Annotated in this window: 24 protein-coding genes and 1 pseudogene; 7 read left to right on the top strand and 18 right to left on the bottom strand. The window is 60.6% G+C overall.

The annotated features are described in order from the left end of the window. Positions 1 to 228: 228 nt before the first annotated feature. The 11 genes from V1289_RS45550 to V1289_RS45500 all read right to left on the bottom strand — a co-directional run bounded on the left by V1289_RS45550 (position 229) and on the right by V1289_RS45500 (position 12,821). Positions 229 to 1,743, bottom strand: coding sequence for an amidase (locus V1289_RS45550; protein WP_334406058.1), 1,515 nt, complete (start codon positions 1,741 to 1,743; stop codon positions 229 to 231). A 92-nt stretch (positions 1,744 to 1,835) separates the two neighbouring features. Next, a complete protein-coding gene (locus V1289_RS45545; RefSeq protein ID WP_334406057.1) occupies positions 1,836 to 2,591 on the bottom strand; it encodes an SDR family NAD(P)-dependent oxidoreductase in 756 nt (251 codons plus the stop codon). 61 nt (positions 2,592 to 2,652) lie between these two features. Beyond that, positions 2,653 to 4,167: an amidase gene (locus V1289_RS45540; RefSeq protein WP_334406056.1), complete on the bottom strand. Its 1,515-nt coding sequence runs from the start codon at positions 4,165 to 4,167 to the stop codon at positions 2,653 to 2,655. Between the two features lie 39 nt (positions 4,168 to 4,206). Further along, positions 4,207 to 4,914, bottom strand: coding sequence for an ABC transporter ATP-binding protein (locus V1289_RS45535; protein ID WP_334406055.1), 708 nt, complete (start codon positions 4,912 to 4,914; stop codon positions 4,207 to 4,209). Further along, positions 4,911 to 5,633 carry an ATP-binding cassette domain-containing protein gene (locus tag V1289_RS45530; RefSeq protein WP_334406054.1) on the bottom strand — a complete coding sequence of 241 codons (723 nt, stop codon included), beginning with the start codon at positions 5,631 to 5,633 and terminating at the stop codon, positions 4,911 to 4,913. Before V1289_RS45530 ends, V1289_RS45535 begins: the two co-directional genes overlap by 4 nt. Next, the gene (locus tag V1289_RS45525) at positions 5,633 to 6,706 is read right to left on the bottom strand and encodes an ABC transporter permease subunit (RefSeq protein ID WP_334406053.1); all 1,074 of its coding nucleotides are present in this window, start codon (positions 6,704 to 6,706) and stop codon (positions 5,633 to 5,635) included. Before V1289_RS45525 ends, V1289_RS45530 begins: the two co-directional genes overlap by 1 nt. Continuing rightward, positions 6,703 to 7,569, bottom strand: coding sequence for a branched-chain amino acid ABC transporter permease (locus V1289_RS45520; protein WP_334406052.1), 867 nt, complete (start codon positions 7,567 to 7,569; stop codon positions 6,703 to 6,705). Before V1289_RS45520 ends, V1289_RS45525 begins: the two co-directional genes overlap by 4 nt. Before the next feature lie 39 nt (positions 7,570 to 7,608). Continuing rightward, positions 7,609 to 8,832, bottom strand: a complete 1,224-nt coding sequence (locus tag V1289_RS45515) for an urea ABC transporter substrate-binding protein (RefSeq protein WP_334406051.1) — start codon at positions 8,830 to 8,832, stop codon at positions 7,609 to 7,611. 31 nt (positions 8,833 to 8,863) lie between these two features. Next, positions 8,864 to 9,862 carry an acetamidase/formamidase family protein gene (locus V1289_RS45510; protein WP_334406050.1) on the bottom strand — a complete coding sequence of 333 codons (999 nt, stop codon included), beginning with the start codon at positions 9,860 to 9,862 and terminating at the stop codon, positions 8,864 to 8,866. 18 nt (positions 9,863 to 9,880) lie between these two features. Further along, positions 9,881 to 11,281: an amidase gene (locus V1289_RS45505; RefSeq protein WP_334406049.1), complete on the bottom strand. Its 1,401-nt coding sequence runs from the start codon at positions 11,279 to 11,281 to the stop codon at positions 9,881 to 9,883. Positions 11,282 to 11,303: 22 nt separating this feature from the next. After that, complete coding sequence (locus tag V1289_RS45500) at positions 11,304 to 12,821, bottom strand: amidase (RefSeq protein ID WP_334406048.1); 1,518 nt, start codon at positions 12,819 to 12,821, stop codon at positions 11,304 to 11,306. Between the two features lie 354 nt (positions 12,822 to 13,175). Between V1289_RS45500 and V1289_RS45495 the strand changes: the two genes are divergently transcribed. After that, the gene (locus V1289_RS45495; RefSeq protein ID WP_334406047.1) at positions 13,176 to 14,357 is read left to right on the top strand and encodes a transporter substrate-binding domain-containing protein; all 1,182 of its coding nucleotides are present in this window, start codon (positions 13,176 to 13,178) and stop codon (positions 14,355 to 14,357) included. After that, entirely contained in the window at positions 14,354 to 14,956 is a 603-nt protein-coding gene (locus V1289_RS45490) for an ANTAR domain-containing response regulator (protein ID WP_334406046.1), read from the top strand. The genes V1289_RS45495 and V1289_RS45490 overlap by 4 nt, the downstream gene beginning before the upstream one ends. Before the next feature lie 2 nt (positions 14,957 to 14,958). Here V1289_RS45490 and V1289_RS45485 read toward each other — a convergent pair whose 3' ends face one another. From V1289_RS45485 to V1289_RS50100, 3 genes and pseudogenes are all read right to left on the bottom strand, one after another. Next, a complete protein-coding gene (locus V1289_RS45485; protein ID WP_334407932.1) occupies positions 14,959 to 15,147 on the bottom strand; it encodes an isochorismatase family protein in 189 nt (62 codons plus the stop codon). A 372-nt stretch (positions 15,148 to 15,519) separates the two neighbouring features. Beyond that, a pseudogene (locus V1289_RS45480) lies at positions 15,520 to 16,221 on the bottom strand (IS110 family transposase); the annotation flags it as partial. Positions 16,222 to 16,342: 121 nt separating this feature from the next. Further along, positions 16,343 to 16,726 (bottom strand): recombinase family protein, encoded by a 384-nt coding sequence (locus V1289_RS50100; RefSeq protein ID WP_442896148.1) that lies wholly within the window; start codon positions 16,724 to 16,726, stop codon positions 16,343 to 16,345. Positions 16,727 to 17,181: 455 nt separating this feature from the next. On the opposite strand from V1289_RS50100, the gene V1289_RS45470 reads away from it, so the two are divergent. Next, complete coding sequence (locus tag V1289_RS45470; protein WP_334406044.1) at positions 17,182 to 17,451, top strand: hypothetical protein; 270 nt, start codon at positions 17,182 to 17,184, stop codon at positions 17,449 to 17,451. Between the two features lie 124 nt (positions 17,452 to 17,575). Here V1289_RS45470 and V1289_RS45465 read toward each other — a convergent pair whose 3' ends face one another. After that, entirely contained in the window at positions 17,576 to 17,809 is a 234-nt protein-coding gene (locus V1289_RS45465; RefSeq protein WP_334406043.1) for a hypothetical protein, read from the bottom strand. 242 nt (positions 17,810 to 18,051) lie between these two features. After that, the gene (locus V1289_RS45460) at positions 18,052 to 18,201 is read right to left on the bottom strand and encodes a hypothetical protein (RefSeq protein ID WP_334406042.1); all 150 of its coding nucleotides are present in this window, start codon (positions 18,199 to 18,201) and stop codon (positions 18,052 to 18,054) included. A 1,146-nt stretch (positions 18,202 to 19,347) separates the two neighbouring features. Here V1289_RS45460 and V1289_RS45455 point away from each other — a divergent pair. From V1289_RS45455 to V1289_RS45445, 3 genes are read left to right on the top strand one after another with little or no spacing between them, the layout of a single operon-like run. Next, the gene (locus tag V1289_RS45455; RefSeq protein WP_334406041.1) at positions 19,348 to 19,533 is read left to right on the top strand and encodes a hypothetical protein; all 186 of its coding nucleotides are present in this window, start codon (positions 19,348 to 19,350) and stop codon (positions 19,531 to 19,533) included. 58 nt (positions 19,534 to 19,591) lie between these two features. Continuing rightward, positions 19,592 to 19,834: a hypothetical protein gene (locus V1289_RS45450; protein ID WP_334406040.1), complete on the top strand. Its 243-nt coding sequence runs from the start codon at positions 19,592 to 19,594 to the stop codon at positions 19,832 to 19,834. A gap of 59 nt (positions 19,835 to 19,893) precedes the next feature. Continuing rightward, a complete protein-coding gene (locus V1289_RS45445; protein ID WP_334406039.1) occupies positions 19,894 to 20,154 on the top strand; it encodes a hypothetical protein in 261 nt (86 codons plus the stop codon). A 594-nt stretch (positions 20,155 to 20,748) separates the two neighbouring features. Here the strand turns inward: V1289_RS45445 and V1289_RS45440 are convergent. Together V1289_RS45440 and V1289_RS45435 are read right to left on the bottom strand one after the other, a co-directional pair. Further along, positions 20,749 to 22,404, bottom strand: coding sequence for a hypothetical protein (locus V1289_RS45440; protein WP_334406038.1), 1,656 nt, complete (start codon positions 22,402 to 22,404; stop codon positions 20,749 to 20,751). Next, the gene (locus V1289_RS45435; protein ID WP_334406037.1) at positions 22,331 to 23,542 is read right to left on the bottom strand and encodes an ATP-binding protein; all 1,212 of its coding nucleotides are present in this window, start codon (positions 23,540 to 23,542) and stop codon (positions 22,331 to 22,333) included. The genes V1289_RS45440 and V1289_RS45435 overlap by 74 nt, the downstream gene beginning before the upstream one ends. Positions 23,543 to 23,937: 395 nt before the next feature. On the opposite strand from V1289_RS45435, the gene V1289_RS45430 reads away from it, so the two are divergent. Beyond that, the gene (locus V1289_RS45430; RefSeq protein ID WP_334406036.1) at positions 23,938 to 24,108 is read left to right on the top strand and encodes a hypothetical protein; all 171 of its coding nucleotides are present in this window, start codon (positions 23,938 to 23,940) and stop codon (positions 24,106 to 24,108) included. Positions 24,109 to 24,114: the final 6 nt, after the last annotated feature.

Below are 24,114 nucleotides of genomic sequence, written 5' to 3'. Positions count from 1 at the left end.
ACCCGCTCCAGCATTAGAGAGTTTACTGCGGCGGAGAAAACGGAGTTATGGGATCGCTGGAAGCGCGGAGAGTCGCTGAAAGCGATCGGACGAGCTTTTGGTAAGCAGTCATCGTCGATCTATTTTTTCGTAGCTCCGCATGGTGGGATTCATCCTGCCGGACGGAGCCATCCGGCCGACAATGATGGCGATACCGTCCGATCGGACCGACCGGCGGGCCGCGCCGGTTCAGATCGGCTGCGGCATTTTCCAGCCGCCAAAGGTTTGTTCGAGATGCTGCACCAGCGCCAGCGCCACGTCCTCCCGCCACGGCCGGGCAGCAACCTGGACGCCGATCGGCAGCCCTTCCGGCGAGGTGCCGATGCGTACGGTTGCGGTAGGCCAGCCGGTCAGGTTGTGCATCTGCGTGTAACCGAACCCGATCCGCCGATCGTCGTCGAAGCTGGTGCCATGCGGCAATGCCGGATATGGCATGACCGGCGACAGCAATGCGTCGTAGTTTTCGATGAAGCGCAGCATCGAATTGCGAAACAGATCCCATCTGGCGAACGCGCCCAGCGCCTCCGTGGTGTTGGGCATCGCCGGCGCCACGGCAACCGTCAGCGCCCGCTCGAACAGCGGCGAGATCTGGTCGGTCCCGATGCTCTTCAGGAACGCCCGGGTGCCGGCGCCGCCGTCGCCGCGGCTGATGTCGAGATAGACGGCGCCAGGCTTTGCCACGTCGGGAGGCCGGTTTTCTTCGACCTTAACCCCTGCATCCGCGAACGCCTTGGCGGCGTCGCGGACCGCGGCTGCGATTTCCCTGGTCGGGGTGGCGACGCCATCGTCGTCGAAATAGGCCACTTTCAAATCGCGCAACGCCACTTTGGCCGGATCTCCGAGCGGCATGCCGACGATCGAGTGATCGCGGAAATCGGGACCGGCGATGATCGGCAACGCCAGGGCCAGATCTTGAACCTTTCGCGCGATCAGACTGACGTGAAACACCGGATTGCGCGCGCCCAACGGCAGCGGAAATTGCCCGGTCCGCGGAACCCGGCCCGCGGTCGGCTTGATCGCCGCGAGCCCGCAATAATGCGCAGGGATGCGGATGCTGCCTCCGGCGTCGGTGCCGAGCCCGAGCGGCGAACCGCCGGCGGCAATGATCGCCGCCTCGCCGCCGCTGCTGCCGCCCGGCGTGCGGGTGAGATCGTAGGGATTATTGGTCCGCCCATAGACCAGATTGTCGGTCTCGGCCGCGCCGGCGAGTTCGGGCACATTGGTCTTGCCGAGGATAATGCCGCCCGCGGCGCGCAGCCGCGCCACCGCGGTGGCGTCGGCCTTGGGGACGAAATTGGCTCGGCCCTTGGTGCCGCCGGTGCAGATGACACCGGCGGTTTCCAGCGTATCCTTGATGGTGATGGGAACGCCATGCAGCGGGCCTTTGATGTCGCCGCGGGCGAGCGCCGCGTCGGCTTCATCGGCCGCTTTCCGCGCCGCCTCGGCGGTCAGCTGAACGACGGCATTGAGTTTTGGATTGACCGTGGCGATCCGCTCCAGATGCGCCTCAACGACATCCCTGGATCTCAATTTCTTCGATCGAATGGCCGCAGCGAGGTCACTGGCCGACGCCGAGGTGATGCCGTCGCTCGGGTTCGCGGCGGCTTCGGCGGAATCGATCAAATTGGTTCGCTGCGCCGCCGCGGCTGCTCCCGCCAGCGCCAGTGTGCCGAGAAAGTCGCGGCGCCCAATCTTGCTATTCATCTGCGATCCATCCGTTTTTGCTGCGAGGTGGCGGTCGGCTGCGCCAGCTATCGACCATGTTCGGGCGATCCTTGAAAATTCCGCTCGAATCGTCAGACCGCCTTGGTGAGCGCGCCATCGATCACGAGGTTGGTGCCGGAGATCCGGCTCGCCACCGGGCTTGCCAGAAACACGACACCGGCGGCGACTTCCAGCGGCGTGCCCATGCGCCCGGTCGGGTTCAGCGACATCGCCGTCTTGTAGAGATTGGGCATGCCGCGCTCGATATCCTGCCAGATGCCGCCCTCGAAATAGGTATTGCCCGGCGATACCGTGTTGACGCGGATGCCCTTGCCGATCAGCTGGCTGCTGAGCCCTTTGGCGTAATGGATCAGTGCCGCCTTGAAGGCGCCATAGGATCCCGCAGCGAAATCAATCTCGAAGCCCGAGACGCTGGAGAGGATCACGATCGAGGCGGATTTGGATTTCTCCAGATAGGGAACCGCCGCCGCCACGGAGTTGACCGTATGCATCATATCGGTGCGAAACGACTTCTCCCAGGTTTCGGCCGTATCGCCGACCGCGAGCGCGCTGACGTTACAAACGATCGCGTCGATGCCGCCGAGTTCGCCGGCCGCGCCCTCGACCCATTGCTTGAGCGCAGCCGGGTCGGCGACATCGATCGCCTCACCCCATGACTTGCCTCCCTTCGTCGCCAGATCCTTCACCACCTTGCCGACCTCCGCGGCATTACGCGCGCAAATGGCGACATTGGCGCCTTCGGCGGCAAACAGTTCGGCGACCGCCAGGCCGATGCCCTTGCTTCCCCCGGTCACCAGCACGTTCTTACCCTTCAATCCGAGATCCATCTTGGCCTCCGTTGTGACGATGGGGCGGCCTGCCCTTGCGCGAACCGGCCGCTTCGCTGTCTTACATCTCGGTCCAGTCGCCTGCGTCCTCGAACGCCGCCGCAGCCCGATAGATCACCGACTCGTCGTAATACTTGCCGATCAGCATCAGCCCGATCGGCAGCCCGTCGCTCATGCCGCAGGGAATGGTCATCGCCGGATGTCCAGTCGCGTTGAACGGCGCCGTATTGGGAACCATCTCAAAGGCGCGCCGGATATAGAGATCGCGCGGCGCATCGGGCGGCGGCAGCGGCGTTGCCTTCATCGGCAAGGTCGGCATCAGCAGCAGATCGTAGCTGTCGAGCGCCGTATCGTAGGCGGCCCGCAGTTTGCGGTTGAGGTTCTGCGCCTTGGCGTAAAAATGCCCCCGATAGTGCTTGGTGAAATATTGACCAAGCAGCATGGTGATCTTGAGGCTGTCGGACAGTTCGTCGGCGCGACGGTGCCAGGCGGAATGGGCATCAAGCAGCGTCGTATTGTAGAGACCGCGCCAGTTGGTCCCCATGGCGTTGCCCTTCATCATGAACTCGGTGCCGCCTTCCGCGGCGATCGGCAGCCAGATCGCGGGGCCCAAAAGATGCATCGGCACCGATATCTCGTCGACGGTGGCACCGAGTTTCCTGAAAAACGCGGCGCCCGCCATGACCTTGGCATCGACATCGCGCTCGGAAACCGGAAGTCCGAAACCTTCCTTGACGATGCCGATCCGCAGCCCCTTGACGCCGCCGTCGAGCGCTTGCGTGTAGTTGGCGACCTTGGGAGCGATCTGCCTGGGATCGAGGCCGTCGGCGCCCGCCAGCACCTCGAGCAGAAGCGCGTTGTCGCCGACATTGCGGGTCATCGGCCCGGTGTGATCGAGCGTGATTTCGATCGGCATCACCCCGGTATAGGGAACGAGACCGTGCGTTCCCTTCATGCCGTAGATGCCGCAGAACGACGAGGGGATACGGATCGATCCGCCCTGGTCGCCGCCAATCGCCATATCGGCCTCGCCGAGCGCGACCACGACACCGCTGCCCGAAGAAGAGCCGCCGGCCGAATAACCCATCTTGTGGGGATTATGGACCGGACCGGTCGAATTGGTGTGGCTGCCGCCGGAGAAACAGAAATACTCGCAATGCGTCTTGCCGAGGATCGTGCCGCCGGCGTCGAGGATGCGCGTGACGATGGTGGCGTCCACATCGGGCACGTAGCCTTCGAGCGTCGAGGCGCCGTTCATCATGGGCACGCCGGCCAGGCTGACATTGTCCTTCAGCGCGACCATCTTGCCGGCGAGCTTGCCGCTTGCCGCGCCCTTGACCGTGCTCTTGACGTACCAGGCGTTGTACTTGTTCTCCTCGCCTTCCGGACGATAGCCGGGCGTTCGCGGATAGGTCACGGCCGGGACGTAATCCGGCATAGCATCAATAATGTCATAGGCAGCGTAATTTCCCTGCATCAGGGCGTCGTAGGATTTAAGCTCTTCCTCCCCCATATGCATGCTGAGGTCCTCGGCGACACTGCGCAATTGATCGAGAGTGGGTCGTCTGACTGCCATGGTCGGTCTCCCTGTTATCCGTGCCCGCTGAATCGGGCCTTACGTTGTGATTCCGATAAATTCGCCGACCAGACTTGCATCGGCGAGATCGCCTGGCTGCAATTCCCGGGTGATGGCACCTTTTTGAATGATGAGAATCCGCCTTGAGAGCGCGGCGATGAACTCGAGGTTCTGCTCGACCAGAATCATGGTGAGGCCGCTTTTGTCGCGCAGGCGCTGCAGCACCTCGACAATCTCGTCGATGATCGAGGGCTGGATACCTTCGGTCGGCTCGTCGAGCAGAATGAGACGCGGCTTGCCGCAAAGGCAGCGCGCGAGCGCCAAGAGCTGCTGCTCGCCGCCCGACAGCGCGCCACCGGACCGATCGAGAAGAGGTTTGAGGCGAGGAAACTCCTCGAGCACTTCCTCAATGGTTTCCTGCTCGCTGCCTGTCTCCTTGGTACAGCCCATGCGCAGATTGTCGTAGACGGTAAGCCCGGGAAAAATCTCTCGCCCCTGGGGCACATAGCCGAGCCCGAGCCGCGCGCGCTGATAGGGCTCGGCCGTTGTCAGGTCGTGACCATCGAAACGGACGGACCCGCCGGTGGCCGGCAAAAAGCCCATCAACGCCTTGAGCAGCGTCGTCTTGCCCATGCCGTTATGACCGAGAATTCCGATGAACTCCCCGACCTTGACGGCAAAACTCACCCCGTTGAGCATCGGAATGCGGCCGTAGCCCGCACGCAGTCCCTGGACATTGAGCATCATGCGGCTGCCTGCTTGCCGAGATAGACGTCGCGCACCAGCGGGTTGCGCAGGATATTTTCCACGGAATCCTCCACCAGCACGCTGCCCTGATTGAATACCGTCACCTGCTTGGCGATCATGCGGATGAATTGCATGTCGTGCTCGACGACGATGAGGGCCTTGCTGCGATTGATCTCGCGCACGATCTCGGCGGTCTTGTTCACCTCCTCATGCGTCATGCCGGCCGCGGGTTCATCGAGCAGGATGAGATCGGGATCGGTCGATAATACGATGCCCAGTTCAACCCATTGCCGCTGACCGTGGGCGAGTTGGCCTACCAGGCGGTTTGCCGCGCCGGTGAGCCCGATGCGCTCCAGCATCTCGTCAGCCACGGCATTAACGCGATCACGGGCATGGATGCGGCTCGCCGCCAGCCAGATGTTTTCGCGCACGCTCAAGCCATCGAACACGCTTGGCACCTGGGTCTTGATGCCGATGCCGAGACGCGCGATCTCGTGGGCGTGGGCCTGAGAAATATCGTGGCCGCGGAACAGCACCTGTCCCAGGCTCGGCTGAAGCTGTCCGGTGAGCATCTTGAAGAACGTACTTTTTCCGGCGCCGTTCGGACCGATCAGGCAGCGCAGTTCACCCTCGGCCAACGTGAAGTTGACGTTGCGGACCGCCTTGACGCCGCCGAAGTGCATGCTGAGATCGCGGGTTTGCAGTAGCGGTTCGGCCATCACCCCTCCTCCGCCTGCTTGGGCTCGAGGCTGGCTGCGACCCGCCGCGTGCCCGCCCGCAGCAGCCATTGTCCGACGTCGCCGAGCGTAGGCACCAACCCCTTCGGCACCAGCAGCACGAACGCCACAAGGATGACGCCAAAAATGAACGGCGCATTGGCCAGGAGCTTCGTCCACCAATCCGAGCCACTGGGCTGGTTCGCTCCGAGTGCCGTCGTAAGCCACTGGATGCCGATGCAACCGATGATCGGACCGATCAGCGTGCCGCGCCCGCCGACGATGACCCAAATGATGATCTGGGCGGACTGGGCCAACCCGAAAATGGTCGGACTTACAAAATTTCCCCAATTGGCGAACAGGCATCCGGCGAAACCGGCGAGCGCTCCGCCGATGGTGAAGGTCACCAGCTTGTAGGCCCGCGGATCGTATCCGAGGAGTTCGGCGCGCCGTTCGTTCTCACGGATACCGACGATGATGCGGCCGAACCGGCTGGCCAACAACAGCCGCAATCCGAAATAGGTCACGAGCAAAGCCGCCGTCGAAAGATAGAACATGCCTTCCAGATCGACCGTCGCGCCCTTGTTGCCGGGGTAATTAAGCGGCGGTATCCCCGGAATGCCGTTGAAGCCGCCAAGTCGCGCCGCGCCAATATGGAATTCCGGGCCAGCGGTGGAATTGATCGAATTGAACAGGATCAGCGTCACCGTCAGCGTGATGACGCCGAGATAGACGTCGCTGATGCGCCCGTAGAACATGAAATAGCCGAGCAACGCGGCGAAGGCTGCCGGCAGCGCGATGGCCAGCAGAAACGGAACCGTGCTTTCGCCGATGTTGAACATGGCGATCGCGTAGGTATAGGCGCCCAATCCGAAGAACGCGGATTGGCCGAAGCACAGAATGCCGCCATAACCCCAGATCAGCGCCAGACTGAGCGCTAGCACCGCCATGATCATGTAGACCGTGAGTTCAAGCACGGTATCGAGCTCGGCGAAGCGCGGGATCAGGATCAGGAAGGCGACGCCGACGATGCCGACCAGTCCGAGGCCGAGAAAATTCAGGGTGCGGGCGTTCACAGGCCTCTCCGGAAGAAGCGGCCGGTGATGCCCTGCGGCAGCAGGCGGATCAGGACGATCGCGGCGGCAAGCAGCGCGACCTCGCCAAACACCGGCGTCGTCAAGAAGGTCGCGATCTGATTGATGGTGCCGAACAGCACGGATGCCGACACCGTTCCCGAGAGGATCGCAGCACCGCCTCCGATCACCGTGATAAAGGATTTCGCCACATAGGCGACGCCGATGGTAGGAAAGACGCCGGAGACCGGCGCCAGCACGGCGCCGGCAAGGCCCGACAGAGCGGCACCGATGCCGAAGGTGACGGCATAGACCCGCGGCGGGTTCACCCCGAGTGCGGCGGCCATATTGGCGTTCTGCATGGTGCCGCGGGCAATCAGGCCGAGCCGCGTAAAGCGCAGCACCGCGAAGATGCCGGCCATCACGACCACAGAAACGGCAATGACGAACAGCGTGTATCCGCTGGTGCGATACGCGCCGATCTGGAAACTGCCAAGCGGCGCCGAGATGCCGACGGTGGTGTTGCCGAAGATCGCGGTCGTGAGCCCCACCAGGAAAAGACTGAGGCCCCAGGTCGCGAGCATGGTGTCGACCATGCGGCCATACAGGAAACGAATGATCGTCATTTCGACGACAATCCCGATGAGGCCGACGACAACAGGCGCCACCACCAGCATCGCAATCCAGATGCTGACACCGTGGCTTGTCGCGACAATCGCGGCATATCCGCCCAGCATCAGAAACTCGCCATGGGCGAGATTGATGACCCGCATCATGCCGAAGATGATGGCCAGCCCGACGCTGATCAGCGCCAGGCTGGCAACCGCATAGAGGACCTGGATCGCCAGAAGAACAACGAAATCCACGTTTACCTTTCCCAACGCATGCGAGATCCAACCGGCCTTTTAGATCTTGATCACGTATTGCTGGTTGTCGGTGGGGTTCTTGATGAGGTCGCACACCGCAGCGGTATCCGAAGGCTTCTGCTGCGCGAAGTCTTCCAGCACCTTGAGCTTCTTGTCGCTGACCTCGGCGATGTGAACGTCGAGCACGCAATGATGCGTCGGCGGGTCGATCGTCACCTTGCCGGACGGTGCATCGATGCTGATGCCGGTTTCCAGCGCCTCGATCACTTTCATGCGGTCGATACTGCCGGCTTTCTTGACCGCTTCGGCCCACAGAAGGAATCCCTGATAGGTTCCCATCGCGAGTTCGGTGACATTCGGATAATCGGCGCCGAAGCGCTTGTGGAAGGCGGCGACGAAGGCTTCGTTGGTCTTGTTCTTCAGATCCTGGAAGTAGTTGTAGCAGACCAGCATGCCGTTGCATTCGTCCGGCGACAGCACGATGTGCTCGTTGCCGACCGCGAAGGTGGTCGACGCCATCGGAATGCTCTTGCGCATGCCCGCCGCCGCCCACTGCCGATAGAAGGAGATATGCGCGCCGCCGACCAGCGCGGACCACACGAAGTCCGGCTTCGCCGCCTGGATCTTGGAGATAGTCGGACCGAAATTGGTGACGTCGAGCGGGAAGAAGTCGATCGAAGAAACTTCGCCGCCGTTTTCGGTGACGTATTTCTTCACCCATTGTGAAGTGATCTGGCCGTAGTTGTAGTCGGCCGCGACGATATAGACCTTCGTGCCCCACTTCTTCATGGCGTAGGGCACCAGCTTTTCCACAGTCTGCGCCGGCGTCACGCCGGTGTCGAACTGGTTGCGGTCGCAGACGCCACCTTCATATTGCGTGTTGTAGAAATACAGCGTCTTGAACTTGTCGAGTACCGGCCGGATCACCTCGCGCGAGGCGGAGGTGATGCCGCCATGCACGACGGCGACCTTGTCCTTCAACGCTGCCTGCTGCGCAAACTGCGTATAGAGCTGCATATTCGACTGGGTATCGTAATTGATCAGCTTGATCTGCTTCCCAAGCAGACCGCCGGCCGCATTGGCTTCCTCGACCGCGAGCGTCAGCGCATCGACCATCGGCTTGCCGTAGATGTCGAGCCCGCCCGAGAGATCGTGGATGCTGGCGACGTTGATTTCGTCCGCCGCCCAGGCGCTGGAGCCGAACGTGCCGGCAGCAAGGGTTGCGGCCGTGCCCCGTACGAATTTTCTGCGATTGAGCTTCATTGCAGTACTCCTCCTCGATGTTGCCGAAAAATCATGAGACCAGATATTTTTTCAGGATCGACGCACCCATTGTGTACTTTGGATCGACCATGTTCCCGAGCCGGATGCGTCCGGCCTGGCTGAGAAGCATGTAGGCGTCGATTTCATCGAAGCCGTAGTCGGCGCTCATCCAGCGCACGAGTTCGCGATAGGCGATCCGCGCCGCATCCTCCAGCGGCCGGGCACTGCCGATCGTCATGAGAAAGGCTTCCGTCTCGAGCCGCGGCCAGGCGAAGCTCCAGTTCTTGATGACGTCGATCTGCAGCGTGACCGTGGCGCGTTGTTCGACCGCGACACCCGACAATTCGCCGTCACCCTGCGCCGCGTGGCAATCGCCGACGTAAAGCAGACCGCCTTTGCTATGCACCGGAAAGTAAAGGATCGCGCCAGGAGCTACGTCCGGCAAATCCATGTTGCCGCCGTGGTAATCCGGCTGCAGCGAGGAGATCGCCTCGATCTGGGGCGAAACCCCGATCGTGCCGATGAACGGCTCGTAAGGGAGGACGATCTTGTCGCTCCAGCGCACCCCGCTTTTGTCGACGTGCATTTTCCTCACCCGCTCCGGCAAGGGCTGATTAAGCATGGCTGTAGACGCCGTTCCAACGAGGCCGCCGAATTCCGGAATGATGCAGGTTGTACCGGCGGGCTGCGCGCCCCGTGTTTCCACGGCGTGAATGTGGACCGCCAGGCAATCGCCCTTCTCCACGCCGTTGACGGCCACGGGGCCACACTGCGGATTGAGAAAAGGAAACTCCAATTTGGCGGTCGGACTGTCCTGCTCGCTGGTGATGACACCGCCGAAAGCGTCTTCCGTCTCCACCACGACGACGTCGCCAGGATTGATCGTGAGCACCGGCTTGGCGTAGGGCCCGTAGACGTAGTGGAAGTCGCCTTGCGCCGCGATCGGTAGTTCGTGGCGTTGCCCGGCCTGGCCTTTGGCAAGTCCGCGTTTCGCCATGATCGAGGTCTTGAGCCAAGGGTCGTTGATCATCGTGACATCCCTAAATCCTCACAGTGAAGGGTGGCGGCGGTGCCAGTTGGTCGCGCGCTGAAACGCATCTCCGGCGGCCACCAGACGAGCCTCATCGAAATGACGGCCAACGAACTGGAACGCTACCGGACCGCCGCTTTCCGTAAAGCCGCCCGGAAGAGTGATGGAAGGACTTCCCGTCATGTCGAAGGGGCAGCTGAAGCGCAGCAGACCGGTGATGAGATCCGGATTTTCACCCAGGGTCGCCATTTTGCCGATGGTCGGCGCGGCGAATGTCTGGGCCGGGACGGCAAGAAGGTCGACCTTTTCGAACAACGCCCTCACCTTTCCCCGGAATGCTTCGCGGCGCAAAACGATCTTCTGATAGTCGGTGCCGGATTGCTGCAGGCCAAGTTCGATCAATCCGGCAAGTCCCGGCCCGTATTCCGACTTCCGCGAGGGATAGGTTGTTTCGTGCGCAACTGCCGTCTCGACGCCGCATAGCGGAAACCAGTCGGCGATCATCGCTGTCGGATAGGGAAAGACAATCTCGTGAATTTCTGCGCCAAGATCGACGGCAATACGCAGCGCATCCTGAAGAACCTTGGTCGAAGCGGCATCGACGTCCTCGCTGGTCCAGCGCGGGTCGACACCGATCCGTGTCCCACGCAGCCTGCCATTCAAGTTCGCCAGATAATCCGGCACCGGTTCCAGTACGGCGGTCGGATCTTTCGGATCGGCGCCTGCGATAGCGCCCAGGATGGCGCCGCAATCCACGGCACTTCGTGCCATCGGCCCGATGTGATCCAGTGTGGCGGCAAGTTCGAAGACGCCGTAGCGGCTTACCCGTCCCCAAGTTGGCTTCAGGCCGGTCACACTGTTGGCGGCTGACGGAAAGCGGATCGAGCCGCCGGTGTCCGACCCCAATGAACCGTAACAAAGTCCCGCGGCAGTCGCTACGCCGGAGCCGCTCGAGGATGCGCCCGACCAGAGCGTTGCATCCCACGGGTTCCGCGGTGGATCGATGTCCGGATGATGGTCGGCGTAAGCACCTTCCGTCAATTGCAACTTGCCGAGGATGACCGCTCCTGCCTCCTTGAGCCTGGAGACGACAGTCGCATCCTCACTGGGGCGGTTGTTGCGATAAATCTTCATGCCCGCTGCGGTTGGTGCATCCTTGGTCCAGCACAGGTCCTTGACAGCGATCGGCACGCCATGAAGCAGGCCCCTCACCTTGCCATTTGCGATTTCCTTCTCGGCTGCGTACGCCTGCTCCAGTGCCGACGAGGCCATGACATGTGCGTAGCTTTTCAATTGGCCATCAAGACGGGCGATACGATCCAGTTGGGCTTGCGTTGCCTCCACTGAAGACAGGTCGCGCTTCTGAATACGTCGTCCAACCTCGACCAGTTCGGAATAGTGCAGATCGCGCGCCGGCATCAGATAGTTGCCTTGTTATGTTCTAATTCAGCTTCCAGTCGCCGCCAGCTTCGATCGCCGAAGCAAGCTGTATCAATGTCGTTTCCTCGAAATGGCGCCCGACCAGCATCAAGCCGACCGGCAGGCCGTCGATCCGGCCGCATGGCAGCGTGAAGGCGGGATGTCCGGACACGTCGAACGGGCAAGTGTTCGCCTGCATGTTGAGCGCTGCATCGATCGTCGTGCCGAGCGGCGCATCGGCCGGCGGAATCGGCGTTGCCGTAAATGGAATCGTCGGCATCGCCAGCACGTCGAATTTTGCGAGCGCCTCGTCGTAGGCGCGCCGCAGCAACACCCGCAGATTCTGCGCCTTCGAATGATAGCGCCCGTGGTAGCTGCGATGCATGTATTCGCCGAGCAGCAGCACCAATTTCACCGTCGGTGAGACGTCGTTGATCCGAGTTCCCATGCCACGGGCAAAGGCTTCCTGCATTGAAAGCGGATAGTAACCTTGGATGTTGTTGCCGACGCCGTATCCCTTGAGCATCATCTCGGCCGCGCCTTCCAGGATGATCCCGCTCCAGACATGCGGCCCGTCGAGATGCCAAGGTACCGAAACTTCCTCGGTTTCGACGCCGGCCTTGCGCAATGCGCTGACGGCTGCGAGCACCTTGGCATCGACAGCTGGATCGCTTTCGGGATGCCTGAAGCCTTCCCGCAGAACTCCGACACGCAATCCTTTCACCGACTTGCCGAGGGCGGCCATGTAGTCGCCGGTGTGAGCAGCAATCGTGCGGGTATCCCAACCGTCATGGCCGGCAATGACGGTCAGCAGCCGCGCGACATCTTCGACCGTCGCGCCCATCGGGCCGCAGTGATCGAGGGAATAACTGATCGGCATCGACCCCGTGGTCGGCACAAGTCCCCAGGTCGGCTTCAGACCATAAATTCCACACCAGCTTGACGGTGTCCGGATCGAACCGCCCTGGTCCCCGCCAAGCGCCATCGGCACCTCGCCAGCCGCCACGAGAGCGGCACTCCCCCCCGATGAACCGCCGGCACTGTGGGCGACGTTGTGCGGATTGCGTATCACACCGCTCGCGCAAGTGTGACTGGCGCCGGAAAAGCAAAGATCTTCACAGGCCGCCTTGCCTGCGATGGTACCTCCCGCCTCAAGAATCCGCGTCACCACAGTGGCATCGAGTTCCGGGACATAACCTTCAAGCAGCGCCGAGCCATTCATCATCGGAACGCCTGCGACACAGATGTTGTCTTTGATCGCGACGCTCTTGCCGCTCAGCAGGCCGTCTGCGTCGGCCCGGATATTCGTCTTCCAATACCAGGCGCCGTACGGATTTTCAGTCGCCGGAGGCCGGTATCCGGGCGATCGGGGCGCAATCGGCGCCAGGGCGGGCGGGACCAGTTCGTCAAGCCGGCCATATGAGGCCAGCGATCCCTTGAAGGCCTGCTGAAAGCCGACAACTTCGTCAGCCGTAAGAACGAGACCAAAACCGGACGCCAGGTTATCAATTTGCTCCAGCGTCGGAAGACGAACTACCATGCTTCACCGCAATCCTGTCTTTTGGCAGACAAACGAAAAACGCCACCCGCGGCCCGAAAAGGCCCCGAATGGCATCAATGCCGCTTCTATCGATGGTCGAGTATGCTTACGTTGCAGAACGAAACTTGAGGGTTGTCACTCAGACGTCATCGGCTGGGCGAGAACTCTATCGTCATGCACGCATTCACGTAGCGATTTATTGTGTCTTAGCGTTGCCAGCCTTGTCAATGCGACACCAGCACCTTTTTTGAGCATGTGGTCGCACAAATGACGCGCAGCCTAGATCGATGATACAAGGTGACAAATCGACGTTGTTGCGATGAGATGATCTGCCGTACAGCTCCGAGCTTCTTCATGAAAAAGCCATCCGTCCCTCTCGGTCTCGTATTTTCCCAATCGGGACCTTACGCAATGATGGCGGGCGAGATGTTGAAGAGCGCGTTGATGGCGATCGACGAAGTCAATCAGGGCGACGAGTTCGATTTCGCGTTCGCACCCCATTTGCGCGATCCCGGCGGCGTTGTCGCCGCCTACCATACGGCATGCGACGACTTGATCCGCGAAGAACACGTCGATCACATTGTCGGTTGCTACACGTCCGCCTCGCGCAAGCAGGTTATTCCCGTTGTCGAACGCACCGAACGGCTGCTATGGCATCCGGCACGATATGAAGGATTCGAAAGCAGCGACAACGTTATCTATGTCGGGGCCGCGCCGAACCAGCACGTCGTGCCGCTGGTGCGGCACATGCTCGATCACATCTCCGACGACGTGCTCTGCATCGGTTCCAACTATGTCTGGACCTGGGAAACCAACCGCGTCATTCGTGAAATCGTGACCAGCGCCGGCGGCCGCATTCTTGCCGAACGCCTGCTGGAGCTCGGCGAGACCGCGGTAGACCACATTGTCAACGAGGTCATCGACCGGAAGCCGCCTGTTGTGTTCAACACGCTTGTCGGGGAATCCAGCTACGCCTTCATGCGCGCATTGCACGAAGCGGCAACGCGCGCGGGACTGACGATTCCCATGCTGAGCTGCAGTCTTTGCGAACCCGAGCTGAAGCTGATCGGATCGGCGGCTTCGGTCGGATGCATCACATCATCTGCCTATTTCGAGAGCATCGAGCAGCCCGAGAACCGGGCTTTTGTTGCGCGGTGGAAGGCCCGCCACGGCACCGACAGCGATCCGTCCGTCGATGGACAGTCAACTTACGTCTGCGTCATGCTGCTTGCGCGCGCCATCCGTCGCGCGGGTTCGGCGGATGTCGGAGCCGTCCGTCGCGCCGCCGCTAATCACCGCTATGATTCTCCTCAGGGTCCGGTCTGGGTCGATCCTGACAATAATCACTGCTTCCTGACACCCCGGTTGGCACGCTCTGTGCCTGGATGCCAGTTCGAGATCTTCTGGGAAGCGGACGCTCCTGAGCGACCCGATCCCTATCTTTCGAACCTCGATCTTGCAGCCATTGGCGCGAGGCCGGAAAAGAGCAATGAGGCGATGACGAAGCGGTCAAGCCATCTGCGTGTCGCGAAATGACGAGGCCATCGCCATTTTCCGTTCGCGGCCGGCGCGCTCTCGTGGTGATAAGAGATGAGCGGGAAATTTCAATCGTGCGCCGCCAGCTCAACCGCCTCGGCATGTCGGTCACTGAATGTGACCCAGCGGAGTCGCCGCCAGCGGACGAGGCCTTCGACGTCGTCGTGGTTGACGCGGACACCATTCCGATCAAGTCCGATCTGGCCACAGCGTGGAAGGTCAGCGCACCGATCGTCGCGCTGATCGGAACCGAGACACCCAGCCGGTTGAAGTGGCTGCTCGACCTGCAGCCAGCATCCTTTCTCGTCAAGCCGCTGCGTTCCGCCGGACTCTACACCGCGCTGGTGGTTGCCTTCGATTCCGCGCAACGAAGAACGGATGAAGCCGCCTATATCGAAAGACTGGAAGATCGCATTCGTTCCCGGCGCGTTGTCTTCGCCGCCGTTCTTCAGATTATGCGCAGTCACGCTCTCTCCGAATCGGACGCGTTTACCCTGGTTCGGCAGACGGCAATGCGGCACCGCTCCACCATCGAGCAATTGTCCGCAGAAATCATCGCAGTCGGTGGAATGCCGAACCGGACAACACGGACCGCGTAACATCAGATCATCGTAAGACCGTTGACGCGCAGCACGCCCGCCTCGGCCATCGCGGCCCAGGCAGCGTCGAGCGAGCCCGCCAGATCGATGGCCCTGCAGCCCGCTTCGATGAGCACGATGTCGAAGCCGAGCCGACGGGCGTCCAGGGCGGAGTAATAAACGCAGAAGTCTGTCGCGAGCCTAGCCGGGATGTCAATCGGCCCTTTAATTGCGAATTTTTGTCAAGCACCGATAAGACCATTCCCAGCAAAACGGTAGCGCTCGCCCCGTCGGAACTGTTCGGGGTGGAGACGGGGCGAGCGCGGCTGGCATATGATTGCCAGCTCGGTATTGGATCGGTCGGCCTTCGCCGAAAAATCTCAACGCGGTGATGCCATCGCTGAGATCATGGTCCTTTCCGAGGTCGCCAGGCGCCTCATGATGATGTCCGGGTCGGGTGCCTCAACGTGTACAGCGGGGTACGGACGAGCCGCCACCAGCCGATTGACCGAGGTCACCACGACCACCGTCCCAGCGGGACATCGCCAGCCCGGCGGACCGGGCAAGGAAACTTCAGGATGCGTTCAGGCCGGCTTTGCGTGGCCCCAGTCGAACGAGGTGCCGTCGACCCAAATGCAGTGAAGGATGACGGCGATCTCGCGGGCAATGGCGACCTTCGCCTTCTTCATACCTATCCATTTTGCAAGCTTCATTCCCCAGACCTTGAGGGAGGACCATTTCTTGGTCCGATAAAGCAGAACGGTCGTCGCCTCGAACAGACAAGTTCGGAGAAGCCGGTCGCCCCATCGCGATATCTTGCCAGTTATGTCAGTTTCTCCAGATTGGTTGCGCCGAGGTGTAAGGCCGAGGTAGGCGCCGACTGTCGAGGCCGATCGGAAGCGGGACGGGTCATCGATCGTATGGCGGAACGTTAGGGCCGTCACCACTCCGACACCAGGAACCGTCATCAGGCGACGCGTCGTCTCGTCTGACTTCGCCAATCGGCGGACCTCGTCGTCGAACTTGTTCTGCTGCTGACAGATATGCTCATGGATCGACAGGGGCGGCGCGATCACGCTGAGGAGCTGATGATCTTTGCCTATTAGCTCGCTAACCTGATTGCGGAACTGTTGGCCAATGGCGCGAGGGAATAGCAACCCACATTCCTTGATGAGACTGCGGACCTGGTTCTCGATGTCCCGGCGCATAGACACGAGCCGAGATCGCGCGACGAGTATCGCGCGGATCTTCTGACTTTCCTCGCTCTTAACTTTGACTTCTCTATATCAAGTGAAAGCAACCACTCTCTTAAGTAGCGGGCCATGGGATGAAATTGGGAAAGGCGATGTCAGAGGCTACGAACGTCAGCCGTAAGCTCGTCGCAGTCTTCGCAGCGGATGTCGAAGGCTACATGGGCATAATTATACTGCTACATGCAGGGGTGTGCCGCCCCGATTTTTGGCGCCCGGATAGTATCTCGGGAGTCCGCGGCTTTTGGAAGCGGATCGGCCGACGCACTCTGATCAAGCGCGAAATCGTCGACTGATCGACGTTAAACAACCGCGCCACGGCGCTCTGCGGCTCGCCAGCATCGAGCAGCTTGATTGCCTGCTGCTGTTGGTGCTTGGTCAGCTTCGACGGCCGACCGAACTTGACACCCGCTTCTCTCGCGCGCCGGATGCCAACGGCGGTGCGCGCCTTGATCAAGCTGCGCTCGAACTCAGCGGCGCGCGTTCCGACCGGCCGCAGTTGCGCAAGGCGATCGCTGCCTTCGGCGAAGGTGACGCACACCTACGTCAGCAAACTTCGTGATGAACTCAGGTTCGTCACTGTAAACGTTGACAGTGAGGATCGAACCTACCGCACGAAGCACGGCACCGTCTCGACCATGCGGACCGGCAACATTGGCGTACTAAGGCCGACGAAATGTCCGAACTGCCGCTAGCGCCAGGTATGGTCCAGGATCAAACCGACCAGGGGAACGGGGACATCTGGTCCGGTCTTCGCATGATACAATTTTATCCTTGCCAAAATGCCCCCGCCCGACAGGGCAGCGGAGCGTTTCCCTCATTATCTCCGCAACACTTTCACGAGCGCGAACCTTTACGAAAATGGCGGAGTGGTTGCGCGAGTTTGCAGACCACTTTACCGAGAAAGGGAAAGACGACGTCGCTGCCTAGTGATTGCCCCCGACCTCATGACAGCACTTGGCAGCAACCTTTGCAGGACGATGAGGTTTATCGCCCGTGGCAACGGGCGGCTCTTCCTCGCCGAGCTCGGTCACCGTCGATGACCCGACCAGCACCTACTCCAACCCGACGCGCAGCCCGTCCGGCGTCACCGTCTTCTCGACGACCAGCGGCTTGTCGACGCCAACCTATGCCGCGTTCACTACGCCTGTCGCCGCGATCCGGCTCACGATGAACGCGCTGTCGAGCGCAGGCGGCAAGCCGAGCGACACATCGCTAGCGTTCGCCGCTATATTGAGAGCCAAGAGCAGATCATTGCTGACCTAGAGCGTGACGAGTGCGACATCACCATTGCATTGGACCTGCTTACGACCTTTCGCCACATGCAAGATCAAAACGTTGCGCACCGCGACCACATTCTTAAAGAGCTAGAGCAGTAAGGCCGCCTCTTTCATGACAGCCTTGACCCACGCGGCGCATGGCCTTCCCCGCCCGTCAAATGATCTTCGATGTTATCGGCGATCTCCTCGCAGACCGACGCCAACGCGAGCAGTTCGGTTTTAACGAGAGGATCGTCGGCCTGCTCGACAAGTTTCCGACACGTGGCCGCTTGATCCCATAGATAGTTAAGCCAATCATCTATGCCGAACACAGTACCGTTGGGCTTGGAGCGGTCACAATCCATGGTGGAGCTCTCACTAGAACGCCGAATGCGTGAAGCTGATGCAGGTTCGCAAACTGCCGACACCGTTAATTGTGGTTTTGGTTCGTGCTCCAATCTTTGGAAGCAGTCATTGCGAACGAGGAAAGCAAGTAAGGTCACTCAGTTGGACGAAACTGAGGCGGGCTCTCTAAACAGAATTTGATGGCGCGGCAGTGCGAACACGATGGATCACTCGTCCAAATGACGGATGAACGTCAAGACCGTTACTGACCAGTGCGGCGATCCAGCCTGAAGTCAACGTAGGACACGCTCGCGCTGCTGCCGTCGCCGATCGCCGCCTGTATCGCGGCGAACACCCGGCGCGCGCTCCGTGGCAGCGCCGCATAGGCCGGTGAGTTCTCCCGATCTGCCATGTCGGCTCCTCCCTGAGGGTGCGACCCAAAACGCCGATGTGGGCCGCACCTCGAACGTGGTTCCGCTCGCTTGCTCCACAACCGCGATTACGCCAGCAATGCGACACCGACGACGACCAGCATCATGAAGATCGCAACCTCGACCGGCGTCATGGTCCACACCGCGCACCGCCTTTGTGTACCAGACGGTACGTAATTTAGGGCGGTGTGATGAATTGCAAATATATTCGCCCATCGGCGTCGCGCGTTCCCCGCAGGCCCCCCACCCCCTCCATAGGACCCTGTCGCTGTCGCTGCTGCATGTTTGCGCTGTTCTGCCGACAATTCGGTCGCCCCGCCATCACGACAGGCAGGCAGGCACGGCAATAGAGCTTGTTCGGGGTCACCGTGATACCGCAGTTGCGGCAGCGTTTGTACCTCATCATCGCCCCGTCAGCATCGCTTGCGCTGCCTCTGGCATCTCATCATGATCCGGGTTGCTCTGCACTTATGCAACTGCCCATCAGGTCATGTACGCCACTCGCGTTCAGCGCTAGCAGCTGATCGCACGGATGCTTCGGCCGCATCAACATGCGAAGCGCCGCTCAGAGTCCTCGGCAAGCGCCTTAAGCTGACCCGCAACGTGTTGGTCGGTCATTGTTTGGGCAGCGCGGAGCAAAGTCTGCGCTGTTTCTAAGTATTCCTTGCCTCGTTGTGAGATCCGGAACGTCATAAGGCCCTCGTGCGGTACTCTGGCAGCTGGTCGAAGGCGATTTGGAGCCAGCCTACCCAATTACGGTCACTTGCCCGGCGAGCTCTGAAGCGATCAACGCACTTCTTGGAACAAAGCGGGGTTCGCCACGAGTAATGCCGGACGAGACCAAACTTGCCATCACAAACTGTGCATCGCGCGGCTCTGCCAGATCTAAGACTTTCGGAGCAATTGGGCATTGTAGTCTCCTCTCGGTATTATCGTCGCTGTTCGTCGATCATCCTTTTTTCACCGTCGCACTTCATGAGCCTGTGCGCTTTTCCAACGCATGCAGGCTAGGACGATCGCGATCAGCGGCTCAATTGAACGTAGGTAAACGTCGGGCATCTAAAGGGGTCACGGACCTATACGCAGGTTTATAGCGCTCGCCCTTAAAGCCGGTGGCCAAGACGAAGATGCGCGAGCAGATCGAAGCGCTCGCCGCTGCCGCCGCACCGAATTGCGACAGCGCGATTGAGCACGGCTTGCCGATCGGCTTCGTGACCAAGACCGTCTCCTCCATCGTGCGCAACGTCGAGGGGCCGGCAATCACATTCGTTGAGAGCCCGGACGCATTAGGGCTGATGTGTTTTATTCCGTGATCAGATCATCGTCCGCATTGAGCAGGAGTGGGACGCGCTCGCCGATGATGGCGCGGCCATGAGCGAGCGCGAACGGCAGGAAGCTGAAGCGCAGATCATGGCCGACACGCTAATGATCGAGCGCAGTGAGTGTGCGCTGACCTGGGCCGCCGAAGCCAAGGGCGAGGTGATCGACTTCCGCAGCGACACGACAGCGCAGGCGGTGCTTGGCCTCCAGCTCGTCAACCAACCGCGCGCCAACCCGTCACCGGGAACGTCGCCGCACGCCGAATTGATCGGACGTGAAGGCACCGGCGAATAGGTGGGGGAACAGGCACGCAGGCGCGGTCTACCTAAGAACCCAACCTTTCGAGGCCGTTCATGACAAAATTTGCAATCCTTGGCGCAGGGGTACTTGGCGCAGCGTTGCTAGCAACGACGCTCGCAGGTCCAGCGAGAGCGCAGGCCGTCGTCGAGGAGCCCGGGTACTGCGCGCAATATTATCCGACCGCGAACTGCCAGAACTACGGACCCGGCAACCCGCTCTATCCCAACGGTCTCTTCCGGAATGATTGGCAGGGCAGTTCTGCCCGGGTGTATCATCGCTACGACCGCCATCAGCGTCACCGTCACCACGGGTAAGGAAGGCGGGATCGATCCCGAGCCTTGGCCCGCGAACTGGCTAATCCCCTTCGATTTGACTAGTCTCACGGCGAACAAGCGCCGCCCTTTCGAAGCGGCCGGGATCGCGACTGTCATTTTGAGCATGGCTCTAGTCGCCTGGCGCACCATCAGCCGATAGCCGTCATGCTTGATTTCATGAACCCAGAGCGGGCCGGACGGCGGGCTTTGATGACGGCCATGGACTGCCGCGCACCCGGTGAAGATCAGCGGCAAGCTCACGCAGCCGGTGACGCTAACGAGCCACTCCGCCGCTTAAGGTTTCGCCCCTCTTCAGCAACTCCGACAACGGCGGGTCGTCAACCGGCGCGATGGTGCCATCGCCGGGGATGCCGCCGCGCAAGAGCCAGTCGCTTACCGCGCCTCGCAACTGCGCGTAGGTATTCCGGCGCGCGCCCCGGCCCTCATACAACGCCTGCTGCCGATCGCGTTCAGCCGTCGCGCGCTACAGGGTCAATCGCGTCGTTTTGACTGCTCGCTGATCACTTCCGGTCCACCCCGCAGAACGGACATCGTCAGAGCCGGTCGGCATGTCTCAAAAGTGCCAACAGCGGACTAAGCAGACGATCTTAGATCGCCGAGGAGACGCTGAGCTTTCGACAAATTTGCCGTTTCGATCCCTTCAGTGAACTGGCCGCAAATGCCGGGCAGCAGAGTCAGCGCCTCTTTCCCCCGACCTCGGCTTGCCCAAAGTTCACTCAAAGCCAGCGTTGTCCTCAGCTCCCAGGCAAGAGCTCCCTGCTTCTGCGCGAGTGCAATCGATTGCAGAAACAGGCTTTCCGCCTTTGCGACATCTTTGTCCACACCCAGCGCAAGTGCACCCCTCGCGCGAAGGATTTCAGGTGTCCACCAGTGGTGCTCGGGACCCGGGTCTTCCGCATCGATCTTCGCCATCCAGGTTGAAGCGTCGTCGTACCGCTCCGCATTGATTGCGGCCAGGACGAGTTCGGTACGGAACGCCGAATCGAAGATTCCATACTGGCCGTCCGCAAGCAGTTTGAGACCTTCGCTGACGAGCATCGGCGCGTCGTCATATTGCCCGCGTTGGGCCTGGCACAACCCCAATATGCAAAGACCAATACCTTGATAGCTGTCGGCAGGATGGGCTCTCCCATGCTCCGCAAGTTCGATCGCGTCATTTTCGATGGCATCGATATCGATTCCCGATAGATATCTGTTAAGGCTGGTCCACGCCTTCGCCACGCTGATGGGAACGGGGAAACCAAGCGTCGTTGAGGTCTCCATCGCACGCGCACCCATTTTCTCCGCCTGCCTGGGCAATCCCTGAAGCCAAAACACATTGGAAAGCGTAGCAAAGGTGTCGGTACGGCGATCATAGCCGACTTGCCTGAGCTGCGCGTGCCGGGACGTTTCGGTATCGGTATAGAGTGAACGCTGAAGATGCAGGCGGGCCTCCCTATGACGTCCCAGGCGATGCTCGGTTGTGCCGAGCATCCACTCCGCCATCGACCTCTGTCCAGGATCGTCAATCTTCCTGGCCGTGTCGACACATCTTTCTGCAACCTCGAATGCCTCTTGATAGTAAGGCGTCCGCACCGCTTGTCCCCAAAGAACCAAATATGCGTATACTTCCCCCCTGACATCGTTGAGACTGATAGCCAGCTCCAGGGCCTTGGCCCCGAACACTTTGACCTGATCCGATGCACCATTCGTAAACAGCACGGTACTTGCGAGCGCCATCTGTATTGAGAGCTGTTTTTGCGGTGAAGGAGTGCCCGTATCCGCTGCTGCCGCGGCCGCTGCCACATTTGCCCAATGGCGATACTCGGTCAAAAGCGCTTTGCCATACCATAGCGATGCCGAATAGGCCGCCAGGTCGACGCCGACCGACGGATCGCCGTTTGGGCCAAAGGCCCAATTCAGTGCGGCCCGGATGTTGTCGATGTCCGCGGCGGCTATGCCGGCCTGGTCTTGATAGACAGTGTCCTGATCCGCGGCGTTCTCGAGAATGTCGCGATAGCAAAGGGCATGTCGCCGCCTCAACAGCTCGCTTTCGCCACTATCGCCCAGTTTTGTGGAAGTATAGGTACGCGTGGTATCGAGCAGTCGATAGCGCGGGACCCGCCCGGACATATCGGTCGAGGCAAGCGATTTTGCGATCAACTCCGCGATCGCGTTATGGACCTTGGCCTCCTCGAGATCTGGCGTTCCGACAACCTTCTGCGCGACGTCGAGGGTGAAGCCGCCCACGAATACTGACAATCGCCGCAGCAGCAGCCGTTCGAGATCGGATGGGCGGCGCAGTCCGGCGTCCCGGCCAAAGCAGAGAAAATTGGCTGTCGAGCAGCTCCGCAGTGCGCCGTATGCCATATGCTTCAACCCGACCGGCCGCGAGCTCGATGGCCAGCGCCACGCCGCCGAGTTTGCGGCAAATGCTTCCGACAATCGGAGCATCTTCGTCGGTCAACTGTATCGGCATTCCGCCGGCGGCTACGCGTTCAAGAAATACTTGCACGGCCGGAAACGCGAGCGCTTCGTCCGCCGTAATGTCCTGGCGGTCAGGCGGGCTTTCGAGTGGCGACAGCCGATAAACGTGTTCCCCATGCGCGCGCAGCGTTTCACGGCTCGTTGCCAAAATGTGCAGGCTCGGAGCTTCCTCAAAAAGCCTCTGCGCCATTGCGGCCACTTGGGCGATCAGATGTTCGGAACTATCGAGTACGAGAAGTGTCCGCTTTCCGCTGATGTGAGCAACGAGAGCGGGGATTGGATCTTCCGATTGTATGGGAAGGCCAAACGCTGACGCCACGGTGCCCGCAAGCAGGCGCGGGTCACTGATCGTCCCAAGGTCCGCAAAACACACAGCACCGCTAAATTCGGTCAACAACGCATGCGCAACGGACAACGCGACGGTTGTCTTGCCCATGCCGCCGTGCCCGACGATGGTAACGAAACGCTCGGTGACGAGCTTTTCGCTGATGAGGCGGACGGTATCGTCGCGCCCTCGCATGTGTGCCAAACGTTGGGGAAGATCATAGATCGGTGTGTCGAGCGGCGGTTTGATGTCCGACGTGGAGCGTTCGTACGAAACAGGGGCGCTAAAACAATAACCGCGGCCCTTCACGTTGGTGATGTAATGCTCGCCGGATTGTCCTCCATCAATCGCTTTGCGCAGAGAAGCGACGTGCACGCGGAGACTGATTTCTTCCACAATGACGTTCGGCCAAACCTTGGCAATGAGATCCTTGTGAGCGACCACTTCTCCGGCGCGTTCGACCAACGCCAACAGAATATCGAAAGCCCTGGCACCCAGCTTGACGGGGTCGTCCCCTTTCTTGAGAAGACGTTGCGCTGAATACAGCCGGAATGGCCCAAAGGATACGGCGTCCATAGATGATAGCGTCCCTCAAGCAACGATCGAATCGAAGGCCAGGTCTCGGTCAAGGCGCAGCGCCGGCGTCCGCCGTCTTGATTAATTTTGATAGTGCGATGCGAACCACCGCGGAGACATCCTCGGCAAGGAAAAGAACTTGGCGCACCGTAAGAGAAAGCGACATCGTGTTTCAACCCCCCACAATGTATTTAGGACGCTTAGCACGATTGTCGGAAAGAATAGCACGGTCCGACCGTGCGGTCCTCACTTTGAGGCCGCATTGCGGCTCGGTCTAATGTCCGGTTGGGGTCAAAAGCTGAAATGCTCAATGGGAGCATATGTTTTCCGCTCTGCCCCCAACAACGGACATAGAGCGACCACGGCGGCATGTCCGAAAGGTGCCAACAACGGAAGTGGGCAAACTGAGTTTCTACTTCCGTGGCCTGCCACGCTTCGCGAATGAAATCCCGCCCGCATCAGCCGCATTGCGCAGCAGTCGGGCCTTTTTCAAGGCTTCCATTTTCTCCCGCCCGCTCGGCATTGATCGCGCCGCCTCCAAAAGCTTCATCGGCTTCTATCCATAGCCAAGT

It is taken from the genome of Bradyrhizobium sp. AZCC 2289 (assembly GCF_036924615.1).
Classification (GTDB): domain Bacteria; phylum Pseudomonadota; class Alphaproteobacteria; order Rhizobiales; family Xanthobacteraceae; genus Bradyrhizobium.
This window is presented reverse-complemented; position numbering and strand designations above follow the sequence as displayed.

Bases quoted from the DNA above. Each gene is read 5' to 3' on its own strand.
- V1289_RS45535 (WP_334406055.1), bottom strand. From the start codon at position 4,914: ATGATGCTCAATGTCCAGGGACTGCGTGCGGGCTACGGCCGCATTCCG.
- V1289_RS45455 (WP_334406041.1), top strand. From the start codon at position 19,348: ATGCGCGAGCAGATCGAAGCGCTCGCCGCTGCCGCCGCACCGAATTGC.
- V1289_RS45505 (WP_334406049.1), bottom strand. From the start codon at position 11,281: ATGCCGGCGCGCGATCTGCACTATTCCGAACTGGTCGAGGTTGGACGA.
- V1289_RS45445 (WP_334406039.1), top strand. From the start codon at position 19,894: ATGACAAAATTTGCAATCCTTGGCGCAGGGGTACTTGGCGCAGCGTTG.
- V1289_RS45515 (WP_334406051.1), bottom strand. From the start codon at position 8,832: ATGAAGCTCAATCGCAGAAAATTCGTACGGGGCACGGCCGCAACCCTT.
- V1289_RS45500 (WP_334406048.1), bottom strand. From the start codon at position 12,821: ATGGTAGTTCGTCTTCCGACGCTGGAGCAAATTGATAACCTGGCGTCC.
- V1289_RS45490 (WP_334406046.1), top strand. From the start codon at position 14,354: ATGACGAGGCCATCGCCATTTTCCGTTCGCGGCCGGCGCGCTCTCGTG.
- V1289_RS45550 (WP_334406058.1), bottom strand. From the start codon at position 1,743: ATGAATAGCAAGATTGGGCGCCGCGACTTTCTCGGCACACTGGCGCTG.
- V1289_RS45450 (WP_334406040.1), top strand. From the start codon at position 19,592: ATGAGCGAGCGCGAACGGCAGGAAGCTGAAGCGCAGATCATGGCCGAC.
- V1289_RS45460 (WP_334406042.1), bottom strand. From the start codon at position 18,201: ATGGCAGATCGGGAGAACTCACCGGCCTATGCGGCGCTGCCACGGAGC.
- V1289_RS45435 (WP_334406037.1), bottom strand. From the start codon at position 23,542: ATGGACGCCGTATCCTTTGGGCCATTCCGGCTGTATTCAGCGCAACGT.
- V1289_RS45465 (WP_334406043.1), bottom strand. From the start codon at position 17,809: ATGGATTGTGACCGCTCCAAGCCCAACGGTACTGTGTTCGGCATAGAT.
- V1289_RS45540 (WP_334406056.1), bottom strand. From the start codon at position 4,167: ATGGCAGTCAGACGACCCACTCTCGATCAATTGCGCAGTGTCGCCGAG.
- V1289_RS45545 (WP_334406057.1), bottom strand. From the start codon at position 2,591: ATGGATCTCGGATTGAAGGGTAAGAACGTGCTGGTGACCGGGGGAAGC.
- V1289_RS45495 (WP_334406047.1), top strand. From the start codon at position 13,176: ATGAAAAAGCCATCCGTCCCTCTCGGTCTCGTATTTTCCCAATCGGGA.
- V1289_RS45510 (WP_334406050.1), bottom strand. From the start codon at position 9,862: ATGATCAACGACCCTTGGCTCAAGACCTCGATCATGGCGAAACGCGGA.
- V1289_RS45530 (WP_334406054.1), bottom strand. From the start codon at position 5,633: ATGGCCGAACCGCTACTGCAAACCCGCGATCTCAGCATGCACTTCGGC.